Source organism: Mycobacterium sp., assembly GCF_050700595.1.
Lineage (GTDB): Bacteria > Actinomycetota > Actinomycetes > Mycobacteriales > Mycobacteriaceae > Mycobacterium.
This window is the reverse complement of the sequence record NZ_JBOHHI010000074.1, coordinates 1-12927: the sequence shown is the minus strand read 5'-3', so window position 1 is coordinate 12927 and position 12927 is coordinate 1. Positions and strand designations below refer to the sequence as shown.

The 12927-nt window shown below is 66.3% G+C and carries 16 protein-coding genes; 6 read left to right on the top strand and 10 right to left on the bottom strand.

Going from position 1 to position 12927, the window contains the following annotated elements; all coding sequences use genetic code 11:
* The 7 genes from ACRDTL_RS07625 to lmeA all read right to left on the bottom strand — a co-directional run.
* Window positions 1-311: heme-binding beta-barrel domain-containing protein (locus ACRDTL_RS07625; RefSeq protein ID WP_431506104.1), on the bottom strand; the 311-nt coding region annotated here is incomplete at its 3' end.
* A 223-nt stretch (window positions 312-534) separates the two neighbouring features.
* Entirely contained in the window at window positions 535-837 is a 303-nt protein-coding gene (locus ACRDTL_RS07620; RefSeq protein ID WP_431506103.1) for a DUF1416 domain-containing protein, read from the bottom strand.
* Between the two features lies 1 nt (window position 838).
* Entirely contained in the window at window positions 839-1672 is an 834-nt protein-coding gene (locus tag ACRDTL_RS07615) for a sulfurtransferase (RefSeq protein ID WP_431506102.1), read from the bottom strand.
* Window positions 1651-2145, bottom strand: coding sequence for a DUF4395 domain-containing protein (locus tag ACRDTL_RS07610; RefSeq protein WP_431506101.1), 495 nt, complete (start codon window positions 2143-2145; stop codon window positions 1651-1653). The genes ACRDTL_RS07615 and ACRDTL_RS07610 overlap by 22 nt, the downstream gene beginning before the upstream one ends.
* Before the next feature lie 76 nt (window positions 2146-2221).
* Window positions 2222-2290 carry an Ms5788A family Cys-rich leader peptide gene (locus ACRDTL_RS07605; protein ID WP_431506105.1) on the bottom strand — a complete coding sequence of 23 codons (69 nt, stop codon included), beginning with the start codon at window positions 2288-2290 and terminating at the stop codon, window positions 2222-2224.
* Window positions 2291-2340: 50 nt separating this feature from the next.
* Window positions 2341-2757 (bottom strand): thioredoxin family protein, encoded by a 417-nt coding sequence (locus ACRDTL_RS07600; RefSeq protein WP_431506100.1) that lies wholly within the window; start codon window positions 2755-2757, stop codon window positions 2341-2343.
* Window positions 2754-3560 (bottom strand): mannan chain length control protein LmeA, encoded by an 807-nt coding sequence (lmeA, locus tag ACRDTL_RS07595; protein ID WP_431506099.1) that lies wholly within the window; start codon window positions 3558-3560, stop codon window positions 2754-2756. The genes ACRDTL_RS07600 and lmeA overlap by 4 nt, the downstream gene beginning before the upstream one ends.
* Window positions 3561-3687: 127 nt before the next feature.
* Between lmeA and ACRDTL_RS07590 the strand changes: the two genes are divergently transcribed.
* The 6 genes from ACRDTL_RS07590 to pstB are packed head-to-tail and all read left to right on the top strand — an operon-like array spanning window position 3688 to window position 9336.
* Window positions 3688-4455 carry a winged helix-turn-helix transcriptional regulator gene (locus ACRDTL_RS07590; RefSeq protein ID WP_431506098.1) on the top strand — a complete coding sequence of 256 codons (768 nt, stop codon included), beginning with the start codon at window positions 3688-3690 and terminating at the stop codon, window positions 4453-4455.
* Window positions 4452-5369: a mycothiol synthase gene (gene mshD, locus ACRDTL_RS07585; protein ID WP_431506097.1), complete on the top strand. Its 918-nt coding sequence runs from the start codon at window positions 4452-4454 to the stop codon at window positions 5367-5369. Before ACRDTL_RS07590 ends, mshD begins: the two co-directional genes overlap by 4 nt.
* 13 nt (window positions 5370-5382) lie before the next feature.
* Window positions 5383-6495, top strand: a complete 1113-nt coding sequence (gene pstS, locus ACRDTL_RS07580) for a phosphate ABC transporter substrate-binding protein PstS (protein ID WP_431506096.1) — start codon at window positions 5383-5385, stop codon at window positions 6493-6495.
* Between the two features lie 31 nt (window positions 6496-6526).
* Window positions 6527-7582 (top strand): phosphate ABC transporter permease subunit PstC, encoded by a 1056-nt coding sequence (gene pstC / locus ACRDTL_RS07575; RefSeq protein WP_431506095.1) that lies wholly within the window; start codon window positions 6527-6529, stop codon window positions 7580-7582.
* Entirely contained in the window at window positions 7579-8499 is a 921-nt protein-coding gene (gene pstA / locus ACRDTL_RS07570) for a phosphate ABC transporter permease PstA (RefSeq protein ID WP_431506094.1), read from the top strand. Before pstC ends, pstA begins: the two co-directional genes overlap by 4 nt.
* A 60-nt stretch (window positions 8500-8559) precedes the next feature.
* Complete coding sequence (gene pstB / locus ACRDTL_RS07565) at window positions 8560-9336, top strand: phosphate ABC transporter ATP-binding protein PstB (protein ID WP_431506093.1); 777 nt, start codon at window positions 8560-8562, stop codon at window positions 9334-9336.
* Between the two features lie 14 nt (window positions 9337-9350).
* Here the strand turns inward: pstB and phoU are convergent, their stop codons facing one another.
* The 3 genes from phoU to ACRDTL_RS07550 form a co-directional block, all read right to left on the bottom strand.
* Window positions 9351-10019: a phosphate signaling complex protein PhoU gene (gene phoU / locus ACRDTL_RS07560; protein ID WP_431506092.1), complete on the bottom strand. Its 669-nt coding sequence runs from the start codon at window positions 10017-10019 to the stop codon at window positions 9351-9353.
* Window positions 10020-10114: 95 nt separating this feature from the next.
* Window positions 10115-12160: an LCP family protein gene (locus ACRDTL_RS07555; RefSeq protein WP_431506091.1), complete on the bottom strand. Its 2046-nt coding sequence runs from the start codon at window positions 12158-12160 to the stop codon at window positions 10115-10117.
* Between the two features lie 175 nt (window positions 12161-12335).
* Window positions 12336-12927: tRNA-dihydrouridine synthase (locus ACRDTL_RS07550; protein WP_431506090.1), on the bottom strand; the 592-nt coding region annotated here is incomplete at its 5' end.

Below are 12927 nucleotides of genomic sequence, written 5' to 3'. Positions count from 1 at the left end.
CCGGTGTCGGTCAGCCGCCAAGACCGGGCCTCCCAGTTGAGATAATCGCCACCGTCGTGGGAGACGACGATCTGCTGGCCGAACCGGTAGTCGCCGCGGGCTCCACGGCCCTCTCCTTCGCCGCGCCACACCCCCACCAATGGCAGTAGCGCAAGCAGTGCGCCGTGCAGGTCGGCACCCTCGCGCAGGTTCGCGGTGTCGGCCGGAATCGGCAGGTCATCGAAGACGGGGATGTTGCGCGATGCGGTTACCTTGGCGCGTTCGGCGGCTGCGGCCACCGCACGGTCCCCGGAACCAGGGCCCTTGGTCACGACTCGTCGGTGATCAGCCGATACAGCGCATACAACGCGAACCAGGTGATGACCACGACCGCCGTGACCAGCATGATCTCGAAGAACAGCACCACGGCGACGAGTCTAGTTCTTGATGCGCCGCCCCGGCCGCCTGGGCGGCCACCCAGCGGTGAGCGTGCGTAAACCCGATGTTTAACGCGGCGTAGACCGGGGACACGCACGCTCGCGTCGAAAGTGCCCGTCAGGCGATCTTGACGTCGACCTCGTGGATGCCCGCGCCCGACGGCGTCACCACCGCGTCGCCGTTGCCGGCCGCCGACAGCGCGCGCAGCGTCCAGGACCCCGGTGCCGCGAAGAACCGGAAGTCGCCGGTGGCCGACGCGACGACCTCAGCGGTGAACTCGTCGGACGCGTCCAGCAGGCGCACGAACGCGCCGCCCACGGCCTGGCCGGAGCCGTCCACGACGCGACCGGTGATCACCGTCTCCTTTTCCAGGTCGACGCTGGCCGGCAACGTCTGTCCTTGCTTGGGTGCAGAGCACATATCAGCTTCCCAACTCAATCGGGGCCCCCACCAGGGAGCCGTATTCCGTCCAACTGCCGTCGTAGTTCTTGACGTTGCGGTGCCCGAGCAGCTCGCTCAGCACGAACCAGGTATGCGACGAGCGCTCGCCGATTCGGCAGTACGCGATCGTTTCCTTCGATCCGTTCAGGCCGGCGTCGCTGTAGAGCCCGGCCAAGGCCTCATCGGACTTGAAGGTGCCGTCCTCGTTGGCGGCCTTGCTCCACGGCACGTTGAGCGCGCCCGGGATATGACCGGGGCGCTGGCTTTGCTCCTGGGGCAGGTGCGCGGGCGCCAGGATCTTGCCGGAGAACTCGTCCGGGGAGCGGACGTCGACCAGGTTCTTCACGCTGATTGCCGCCAGCACTTCGTCGCGGAACGCCCGAATGGAGTTGTCGGGCGCCTTGGCCGTGTAGGACGTTGCGGGGCGCTTCACGGCGTCGGTGGACAGTGGGCGACCGTCGAGCTCCCACTTCTTGCGGCCGCCATCCAGCAGCTTGACGTCTTCGTGGCCGTACAGCTTGAAATACCAGTAGGCGTAGGCGGCGAACCAGTTGTTGTTGCCGCCGTAGAGGATCACGGCGTCGTCGTTGCCGATACCGCGGTCACTCAGCAGCTTGGAGAACTGCTGCGCGTCGAGGAAGTCACGCCGGACCGGGTCCTGCAGATCGGTGCGCCAGTCCAGTTTGACCGCGCCGGCGATGTGGCCGACGTCGTAGGCGCTGGTGTCCTCGTCGACTTCGACGAAGACGGTGTTCGCGGCGTCGAGATTGCTCTCGGCCCAGTCGACGGAGACTAGGACGTCGGAGCGTGCCATGGTGTGGATCCTTTCGGTTGGTTACGCAGATGCGTGACGAGCGGGTAGAGCTGGCAACCCAGGCAGATGCCGAAGGCCGCATTGAGGAAGGCCGCCGCCAGTGCGGCCGCGGTGGCTGCGACCCCGAGCAGCGGGACACCAACAGCGAAACCGGCCACGCCGATGGCGGCGAAGACGAATCCGACCAGTTGGGCGAACTTCAGTGGCGGCACCGGCTCCCGCTCGCTGACCGGCCCCAACCGTGGCGCCACGGCATGGGCGAATAGCAGCCCGTAGGGATGCCGGCGTGGGCCGGCCACCGCGCCGATCGCAAAGACGCAAGCCTGCGCACCCAGGATGACGGCGGCGCCCGGCGCGTTGAACCCGGACGCGATCAACGTGATCACCAGCACCGCGGTGCTAAGCCAGGCAGCGAACCGGGGCCCGCGAACGTCCACGCGGTCTACCTGGGCGGAAGTGTTGATTGGGGACACAGAGCTGCTCCTGTTGTAGGAAGGGATGGAGACAGGCCAGACCGGCTGCTCCGAGAGCGACGTGAAACGGCGCTACTCAGCGGCTACAACAACAGCAGCAACCCGCGGTGCGGCACAGATCGACTGCGCGGCGCTTGGTGAGCACGAGCTCGAAGCGGGCGGACACGTCGGACAGCTTACCCAATGGCACAGCGGTCAAGCCAGCAGCGGGGTCAGCGCCGAGCGCAGGTCATCGGCCTTGGGCACGCCCGCGCTGCGGTAGCGCTGTCGTCCGTCGACATCGAAGATGAACGTGGTCGGCAGTGACAGCACCGAAAGACGCCGTGCCGCCACCGGATTGGCGTCCAAGTCAACTTCGATGTGTGCCACGTCACCCAGGTCGCCGCACACCTGGTTGACCACGCGGCGCACCCGCTCGCACGGCGCACACCACGCGGCGCTGAAGTGCACGACGGTTGGTCCGTCGCGGGAGAGGCCCAGGTCGTCGTTGTTCACCCGGTCACCGCGCCCGCCCTCGATTACCCGGACGTCGCCGGCGCGGCGGGTCAGCAGCCACCCGGCAACGACGGCCAGCGCCACCGCAGCCACGATCGCGACAAGAGCCGTCATCATGACTGCTTAAACCCGTCGAGGGTGATCGTTACTCCCTCGGTGATGCCCTCGACGATGACATCGGATCCGCGGGCACCCTGGCTGGTCGGCCCCACCCCGAATGGCAGGTACTGGTCGGGCAGCCTGCTGCGGAAAGCGCCCAGTACCGCATCCCGCTTGTCGTCGGGCACCTTCTGGTTGGCGGTGTCCGGCCCGGTCAGCACCCCGGTCGGGGTGAACACCAGCGTGGCCCGGTCGTCACTGGCGATAGACAGGTCCACCGAGACGCTGACCCGCTTGCCGAAGTGAGCCGACGTCGGGGTCCCGGTAAAGACCAGCCCCCGGCTGCTGGAGATCCCGGACTCGGTGGTGCCGCCGGTGGCGTCGTTGGTGTCCTGCGGCGGCGCCTCGACCATCAGATCGGTGATGCCCAGGTATCGGCCCAGATGTACCGAGTCGATGATGATGCGGCTTTCCAGCTTGCCGACCGGGAGCTTGGCGTCCGGCCTGATCAGCCAGGATGCGTCGGTCAGGTCGATGGAGTGCAGGGTGGCTTCCAGCGTGGCCTTGCCGACCATGGGATGGTTCACCGCGCTGGCCTTGATCTCCAGTTCGTCGTAGTGGCGCCGCATCGCCTGGGGGATCATCGGGAATCCGAGGATGGCGACGAACGGATCCGAACCCAGGTGCGTGGTATCGCGCACCGTGCGGGACAGCCGGTACTCGGCGTAAATGCTGATTCCGAAGTCGACGCCGGTGGCTCCGATGAGTACGAGGACGACGGCCAGTAGTACGCCCGTCGCACCGACCAGCACCCTGCGCATCCGGTTATTGTGGCGTGCGTCGTCAGCGGGCGAACCAGCAGGTAGCACGCTATCGTTAGAGCACCTGGCTGTTAACGGACGCCATGCATCTGGGAGACGCCTTTCCCACGACGCTGGAGGGGCTGGTTTGGATCTATTGCTGCTGACCGGCGAGCCGCACGCCGATTTGGTCCTGCCGTCGTTGTCGCTGCTCGCGCATAGCGTGCGCACAGCGCCCGCCGATGTTTCGTCGTTGCTGGAAGCAGGCAGCGCGGACGTCGTGCTGGTCGACGCGCGCACCGATCTGCCGGCCGCCCGCAGCCTGTGCCGCCTGCTGGGTTCAACCGGCCGATCGATCCCGGTGCTCGCGGTGGTGGGCGAAGGCGGGTTGGTCGCGATCAACGCCGACTGGGGGCTCGACGAAATCCTGCTGCCCGGCACCGGGCCCGCCGAGATCGACACCCGGCTGCGGCTGCTGGTCGGCCGACGGGGCGGTGTCAGCGACCAGGAGAACGCGGGCAAGATCAGCCTTGGCGAGTTGATGATCGACGAAGGTACCTACACTGCGCGGCTGCGTGGCCGCCCATTGGACCTCACCTACAAGGAGTTCGAGCTGCTGAAGTACCTGGCGCAGCACGCCGGCCGGGTATTCACCCGCGCGCAGCTGCTACACGAGGTGTGGGGATACGACTTCTTTGGCGGCACCCGTACCGTCGACGTGCACGTGCGACGACTGCGGGCCAAACTCGGGCCGGAGTACGAGTCCTTGATCGGCACGGTACGCAACGTGGGCTACAAGGCGGTCCGCCCGGCCCGCGGCCGGCTACCGGTCAGCGAGCCCGACACCGGCGAGGACAGTGAGGCAGAGCTGGACAACGCCCAAGAGCCGCTGGTCGATCCGTTGCATAGCCAGTGAGTGATTGGCGCTCAGCACTGGCCGCCGACGAGCAGCAGCAGGTGCGCGAACTCGTCACGGCGGCAACAGAATTCGATGGCGTAGTGCCTGTCGGCGAGCAGGTACTACGTGAGTTGAGCCAGCGGCGCACCGAACACCTGCTGGTCACCGGTCCGGATCCCGGGGAAGCCCCCGGCGATGTGGTAATCGGTTATCTCAACCTCGCCCCGCCGCACGACGATGCATCCGGCATGGCCGAGCTCGTGGTTGCGCCGCAGGCCCGCCGACGCGGGATCGGCACAGCGATGGCGCAGGCAGCACTATCGAAAACCAATGGCAGGAACCGGTTTTGGGCACACGGGACGCTCGAGTCAGCGAGGGCGACCGCGTCGGCGCTGGGTTTGGCACCGGTCCGCGAACTCATCCAGATGCGCCGCCCGCTGAACGACGTTGCAGCACCGCCGATTCCCGATGGGGTGCGGATCCGCACATATACCGGTGAGGCCGACGACGCCGAGCTGTTGCGGGTCAACAACGCCGCATTCGCCAGTCACCCCGAACAGGGCGGCTGGACACCGGCCGACCTGGCCGAGCGGCGCAGCGAAAAGTGGTTCGACCCCGAGGGTTTGTTCCTGGCGGTCGACGAGGCGACGGACACCCTGCTGGGCTTCCATTGGACCAAGGTGCATTCTCAGGACGACGGCCTGGGTGAGGTTTACGTCGTCGGCGTCGACCCGTCGGCCCAAAGCCGGAGCCTGGGCGGCGCGCTGACGTCGGTCGGTGTCGCGTACCTGGCGCAACGGTTGGCCGGTACCGCGCATCCCGCGGTGATGCTCTATGTCGAGTCGGACAATTCTGCGGCGCTGCGCACCTATCGCCGGCTGGGCTTCACCGTCCACAGCGTCGACACCGCCTATGCGACGCCAGATGTTTGAGAAAGTGAGATCGGTGCGGCTCCACACGGTAGTCAGAGTTCTGGGCGCGGTGGTGCTCACCGGTGTGTTGTCGACCGGCTGCGGCAGCGACAACAACAACCTGGGCAGCGGGTTCGGGGCCTCGATCCGGGTCGACTGCGGCGGCGACAATGCGCTGACCGGTGAGGGCTCGACGGCTCAGCAGAACGCGATCGCGTTGTTCAACCAAGCGTGGGGGCGGCAGTGTCCGAGCAAGAACGTGTTGTACAACCCGACCGGTTCGGGCGCCGGCCGTGAGCAGTTCATCGCCGGCCATGTCGACTTCGGTGGTTCCGACGAGCCACTGACCGCCGTGCAGATCGGCCCGGCGGCCAAGCGCTGCAACGGTAATCCGGCGTGGCATCTGCCGCTGGTGTTCGGGCCGGTCGCGGTGATCTACCACTTGGGCGGCGTCGCCCCACTCGTGGTCAACGCCGACGTGCTGGCCAAAATCTTCAGCGGCGCGATCATCAGCTGGCGGGATCCGGCGATCGTCGCGCTCAACCACAACGTTGGCCTGCCCGATGCGAAGATCACCCCGATCTACCGGGCGGACTCCTCGGGGACCACCGACAATTTCCAGAAATATCTGACCGTGGCCGCTCCGCGAAGCTGGACCCAGGGCGCCGGCAGCGAATTCCAGGGCGGCGTGGGTGAGGGTGCGCAGAAGTCCGCCGGCGTCGTGCAGGCCGTGCAGTCCACTCCGGGCACCATCGGCTATGTCGAGAAAGGTTTCGCCGATCAGGCCGGGATGCCGTATGCCCAAATCGACGACGGCGGCGGTGCGGTTGCGCTCTCCGACGACGCAGCCCGCAACGCCGTCGACGACGCCACGTTTGTCGGCGTCGGCAACGACCTGAGGCTCGACCTGGATTCGCTCTACGCCACCACAGAACCCGGTGCCTACCCGCTGGTGCTGGCCACCTACGAGATCGTGTGCTCGGCAGGCTACGACCCGGCGACTGGCACCGCGGTCAAGTCGTTCCTGACTACGGCCGCCGACAGTGGCCAGGCCGGCCTTTCCAAGGCCCTTTCGGGGGCCGGTTACGTCCCGTTGCCGGATAAATTCCAGCAGCGACTGGTCGCGGCGATCAGCGCGATCCAGTGATTGATCGGCAGGCGGCCGCCCCGAAAGATGGATGGCAGAACCACGAAGCGATGGGACACCAGTGACAACGCCAGATCCGTCCGACGCAGGCCCGGGCGAGGTCATCGTTGCGCCCGTTCCCGCGCGGATGGGCATGCCGACCAAGTCCTGGGGCACCGGCAAAACACTTTTGGGCGACCGCCTCTTTCGCGCCGTGTCGCAGGGCTCCGGCGTCCTGATCGTCGTGCTGATCGCGGCGATTGGTGTGTTCCTGCTGTGGCGGGCGATACCGGCCCTGGCGCGCGACAACGAGAACTTCGTCACCTACGGCGGAAACTGGGTCACCACCGACACCTCGGCAATGCGCTTCGGGATCTACGACATGCTGCAGGTCACGGTGTTCGTGTCGCTGTTCGCACTGGTCCTGGCCATGCCGATCGCCCTCGGCATCGCGATCTTCCTCACCCGGTACGCGCAACGGCGGGTCGCCGGGCCGCTTGCTTACCTAATTGACCTGCTCGCGGCGGTCCCCTCGATCATCTACGGCGTCTGGGGCCTGTATGTGCTGGCACCCCGGCTGCGGCCGATCGCGGCCTGGCTCAACGACAACCTGGGCTGGTGTTTTTTGTTCGCCACCGGCAACGCCTCGGTGGCCGGCGGCGGCACCATCTTCACCGGCGGAATCGTGCTGGCGGTGATGGTCTTGCCGATCATCACCGCGGTCACCCGCGAAGTCTTCACCCAGACGCCACAGGCCCAGATCGAGGCCGCCCTCGCGCTCGGGGCCACCCGATGGGAAGTGGTCAAGACCACGGTCCTGCCATTCGGCCGGTCCGGATACATCAGTGGCGCGATGTTGGGTCTGGGTCGCGCGTTAGGGGAGACCGTTGCGCTGCTGATCATCCTGCGCGGCACCCAGACTGCGTTCGGCTGGTCGCTGTTCGACGGCGGCTATACCTTCGCGACCAGGATCGCGGCCACCGCCTCTGAATTCAATGATCAGTACAAAGCCGGCGCCTATATCGCCGCCGGGCTGGTGCTGTTCGTGCTCACCTTCGTTGTCACTGCGCTGGCCCGGGGTGCCGTCGCCGGGAAGAGAACCCGATGACCTGGCTGCTGGACCGCCCGGTCAAGGCGCGGACATTCGCGGCCGTCAGCTCACGGCGGCGGGCCGCCGACCACGTCGCCACCGTGCTGGTGACGCTGGCGGTGGTGCTCGCGCTGGTCCCACTGTTGTGGATGCTGTACTCGGTGGTCGGCATGGGCTTGGGCTCGGTCACCTCCAGCGTGTGGTGGACGCACTCGCAGGCCGGGATGACGGCGTTCGTGAGCGGTGGCGGCGCTTACCACGCGCTGGTCGGTACCGTGCTGCAGGGACTGGTATGCGCGGCAATCGCCAGCCCGATCGGCCTTTTCGTGGCGATTTTTCTCGTCGAATACGGCGGTGGCACCCCGCTGGGCAAGTTGACCACATTCATGATCGACATCCTCACCGGCGTGCCCTCGATCGTCGCAGCGTTGTTCATCTATGCGCTCTATGTGGCCACGCTCGGCTTTCCGCGGTCCGGTTTCGCGGTGTCGCTGGCGTTAGTGCTGTTGATGATCCCGGTGATTGTGCGGGCCACCGAGGAGATGCTGCGGGTCGTCCCGCTTGATCTGCGCGAGGCGAGCTACGCACTGGGGGTGTCGAAGTGGAAAACGATTGCCCGCATCGTGATTCCGACCGGACTGTCCGGCATCATCACCGGCATCCTGCTGGCGTTGGCAAGGGTGATGGGTGAGACTGCACCGCTGCTGGTTCTGGTGGGTTACTCACAGGCGATGAACTTCGACCTGTTCACCGGCTTCATGGGATCGCTGCCCGGTATGATGTATGACCAGACGTCGGCCGGGGCGGGCGCCAACCCAGTCCCGACCGATCGGATGTGGGGCGCTGCGCTGACGCTGATCCTGTTGATCGCCGTCATCAATGTCGGGGCCAGAATAGTCGCGAAAGTTTTTGCGCCCCAGAAAGTCTCGCGGTGATCGCTAGCGGCGAAGCCGGGCGCAGCGGATCGCCGCCAATGAAGAGAGCAGGAGCTCGCGGTGGCTAAGCGGTTGGACCTCAAAGGGGTCAACATCTATTACGGGTCGTTCCACGCGGTTGCCGATGTGTCGCTGTCGGTGCTACCGCGCAGTGTGACCGCGTTCATCGGTCCATCCGGCTGCGGTAAGACAACCGTGTTGCGCACGCTGAACCGCATGCACGAGGTGATCCCCGGTGCCCGGGTCCACGGCGCGGTGCTACTCGATGACGAGGACATCTACGCGCCCAGCATCGATCCGGTCGGTGTGCGCAGGGCGATCGGGATGGTCTTTCAGCGACCGAACCCGTTTCCCACCATGTCTATTCGCGACAACGTGGTGGCGGGGCTGAAGCTGCAGGGCGTGCGCAACCGCAAAGCGCTCGCTGACACCGCCGAATACTCGCTGCGGGGTGCCAACCTGTGGGAAGAGGTCAAGGACCGGCTGGACAAGCCCGGTGGCGGCTTATCGGGCGGCCAGCAGCAGCGGTTGTGTATCGCACGGGCCATCGCCGTGCAACCCGACGTGCTGCTGATGGACGAGCCCTGCTCGTCGTTGGACCCGGTCTCGACGATGGCGATCGAGGACCTGATCGCCGAATTGAAACAGGAGTACACCATCGTCATCGTCACCCACAACATGCAACAGGCCGCGCGGGTGAGCGACCAGACCGCGTTCTTCAATTTGGAGGCGGTCGGAAAGCCGGGCCGGTTGGTCGAGATCGACGACACCGAGAAGATCTTCTCCAACCCGACCCAGAAGGCCACCGAAGACTATATTTCCGGCCGCTTCGGCTAAGAGTTGCCCCGGCGTTACGGAGGGGCGGGCACCGAGTCCTCGCCGGGAAAGCTGCCGGTGGCCTGGAAGATCACCCGGCGCGCCACCTCCACGGCGTGGTCGGCGAAGCGCTCATAAAACCGGCCGAGCAACGTCACGTCGACCGCGGCGGCCACGCCATGCTTCCATTCGCGATCCATCAGCACGGTGAACAGGTGCTGGTGCAGGTCGTCCATCGCGTCGTCTTCTTCACGAATGCGCGCGGCCTTCTCCGGGTCGCGGGACAACAGCACTTCCTGCGCGCTGTTACCCAATTCGACTGCAAGCCTGCCCATTTCCGCGAAATACCCGTTGACTTCCTCGGGCAGTGCATGCCGGGGATGACGTCGGCGGGCGATCTTGGCGACGTGCAGGGCCAGCGCACCCATCCGGTCGATGTCGGCCACCATCTGAATCGCGCTGACAATCGCGCGCAAGTCACCGGCCACCGGCGCCTGCAAAGCCAGCAGCACGAAAGCGCTTTCCTCGGCCCGGGCGCTCAGCGTCGCGATTTTCTCGTGGTCGGAAATGACCTGCTCGGCCAGTACCAGATCTGCCTGCAGCAGGGCCTGCGTTGCGCATTCCATCGCGGCTCCCGCCAGCCCACACATTTCGCCGAGCCGCTCCGAGAGCCCAGCCAGTTGTTCCTGGTAGGCGGTCCGCATGGGGTCAAGACTACGTTCTTGGCCCCGGAAATGTGACGAAGGGCCAGATGAACTCGCGGCGCATACGCATTTGGTTCACTTCGAATGTATTGCGGTTACTCGCAGGTGGTGTCTGCGGCGTTGGTGACCGTCAGGTCCTCGGGAAGTTTCGTCTGTGCGCTGTTGGTGTTGCGGTCGATCTGCACGCTCACCGACGAGCCGCTGGGCGGTGGAGCCTTCACCGACGAGAAGTCGGGGCCCAAAACCACCTGCACCACTTGCCCGATCCCGGTGACCCGCTCCACCTTTGAGTTGGCCAGCGTCGACGCCACCGTCGCCGCGGCTTGCTCATTGCCCGGCGAGAAGAACACCGTGGTCGATTTCACCGAGCTCGGGTAGTCGTCGGGCGTCATGACGTTGAAGCCCTGCCGCTCCAGCTCGTCGCTGGCAGTGGTGGCCAGACCCGACTTGCCGGTCGAGTTGGAGACCTGCACGGTGATGTTCCGCGGTGCCGTCGTCACCGCCTGGACCTGCTCACTGTGCGCCTCGGTGGTGGGACTGGCCGGCACCGCTTTGGTGCTCGACTTGGTGGTCGGGGTCGAGGTCGCGTTCTGGTCGTTCTCACCGGGCAGTGGGTCGTCGTTGATGATGGCGTCGAAGAGCGCCCGCATGTCGGTCGTCCGCGGTGGTTCGTTGCCATCCCCGTCGGTTTCGCCGGTCGGCACCGTGACGAAGGTGATGTGCCCGGCCGAGACTCCTTGCACCGACTGGCCGAGGTCGACCAGATCCTTGGTCTTGACGTTATCGACGTAGCTGTCGCTGATGAACATGTTGACGACGTTGTTGAGCTTGCTCAGCGAAAAGAAGGTGTCCTTGGAGATCAGCGAACGCAGCAGCGACGACAGGAACAGCTGCTGCCGTTTGATGCGCCCGTAGTCGCCGTTGTTCTCGGTGATGACATTGCGGGCGCGCACGTAGTTCAGCGCGGTCGTGCCGTCGACGACCTGACGCCCGGCATGCTTGAGCACGGTGCCCAACTCGTAGTCCTTCAGCGGTGTGGTGGTGCAGACTTCGACGCCGCCGAGTGCGTCGACCATCTTGGCGAAACCGGCGAAGTCGATGGCCATGAACCGGTTGATCGAAAGACCGGACAACTTCTGGATGACCTTCACCAGGCACTTGGGACCGCCGAAGGCGAACGCGGAGTTCAGTTTCGTTTCGGTGTAGACGTATCTTGGGCCGTAGGTTCTGGTGCCCTCGTCGTACAGCGGGCCGTAGGCGCCGGTGTCGGGATTCCAGGCCTCGCACTTGATCGGCGTGATGGCAAGGTCGCGGGGGAACGACACGGCAACCACGCGTTTGCGGTTCGCCGGAATGTTGACCAGCATGATGGTGTCCGATCGCGCGCCGCCGGCGTCTTCGGCGTCGCCGGCGCCCATCTCGCTGTTCGCCCCGGCGCGGGAGTCGACGCCCACGATCAAGAAGTCCTCGTCGCCGTACTGCCCACTGGGGTCGACGATGTCACGCGAGTGCGGGTCCAGCGCGCTGATGGTGTTGAGCCGGTTGTTTTTCGACGCACTCCACTGCCATGCCCCGCCGGTCATGGCCAGCGACAGCACGGCGATCAATGCCGCTAGCGTGCGGCCTGCCGCCAACAGCGGACGGCGTTTCCGATTCGGCTTGGGCGCCCGGGATTCGGCGGCGTCCGGGTGGCCGACGATCCGCGCCGGCGGCACCCTGCCCGACGCGTCGGGCAGCACGGTGGTTTGTTCGGCCCCCGCACCAGCGCCGGCGCTGCGTCGCGGGCGGTGCGCAATTTCCAGGTCGGGCAGCTCGGAGGCGAAGGCCGACGACGTCGCAACGGCATAGGCATCGTAGGGGTACTGCGGCTCAGGCGGCTCGGCTTCCGGTGCCGCCCGATGGTGGCTGGGCCGACCCGTGCCGGGAGCGCCGATTTTGGCGATCAGGTCAGCGACCGTGAGTTTGCCATCGGTGTGACACCCGCCAACCGGGTCGGCCTCGGCGTCGTCGGTCCGCTTCGGCGGCGGCGGCCGCGACCATCGGTGAGCGGTGCCTGGTGGTGGCGTTGCGAACCGCTCCCACGGCGCGGTGCCCGGGCCGTGCGGACCGGCAGGAGTGGCGTGCGGGTCGCCGTCACTCATGTCCTACCGGCCTCCGAAACTCTGGCGAAGTGCGCGTCGTGTGCATATATCAGGCCAGTGCTGACGGTGGTAGCACTGCGGGCTCGCGCTCCCCCCGAATCACCGGAGCGCGTTGCAACAAGTTCCACATCGTAGCCAGACATTCGCAGAAACGCGACGTCGAGATCGTCTCGATTCAGCCACCGGATCCCATGATGTCCGCCCCGGCCGGCACCGTGCAGTCGTCGCGGTCGGCCAGCCAGCCGTCCGGAAGGGCTACCCGGGCCGGTGATCCCTGCCGGCCGCGCGGCCCGGTGGCCGCCTGCGGGAAGGGGACCGCGCCGTCGAGTTGGTTCAGCAGAACGTCGAGCTCATCAAGCGTTTTGACCAGCGCCAACGCCCGCCTCAGCTCGGATCCGGCCGGGAAGCCGTGCAGGTACCAGCCGATGTGCTTGCGGATATCCCGCATTCCCTTGTCCTCGCCGAAATGGTCGGTCAGCAGCCTGCCGTGCCGGCGGATGATGGCGGCGACCTCACCGAGGGTCGGCGGGCAGGGCGGCGGGCTGCCAGTGAAGGCCGCCGACAGCTCGGCGAACAGCCAGGGCCGGCCCAGGCAGCCACGGCCGATCACCACCCCGTCGCAGCCGGTGGTGGCCATCATGGTCAGCGCGTCGCTGGCGTCGAAGATGTCCCCGTTGCCGAGCACCGGAACCGTCCCCACATGCTGCTTGAGCTGGGCGATCTGTTCCCAGTCCGCAACTCCGGAATAGCGTTGGGCCGCGGTGCGG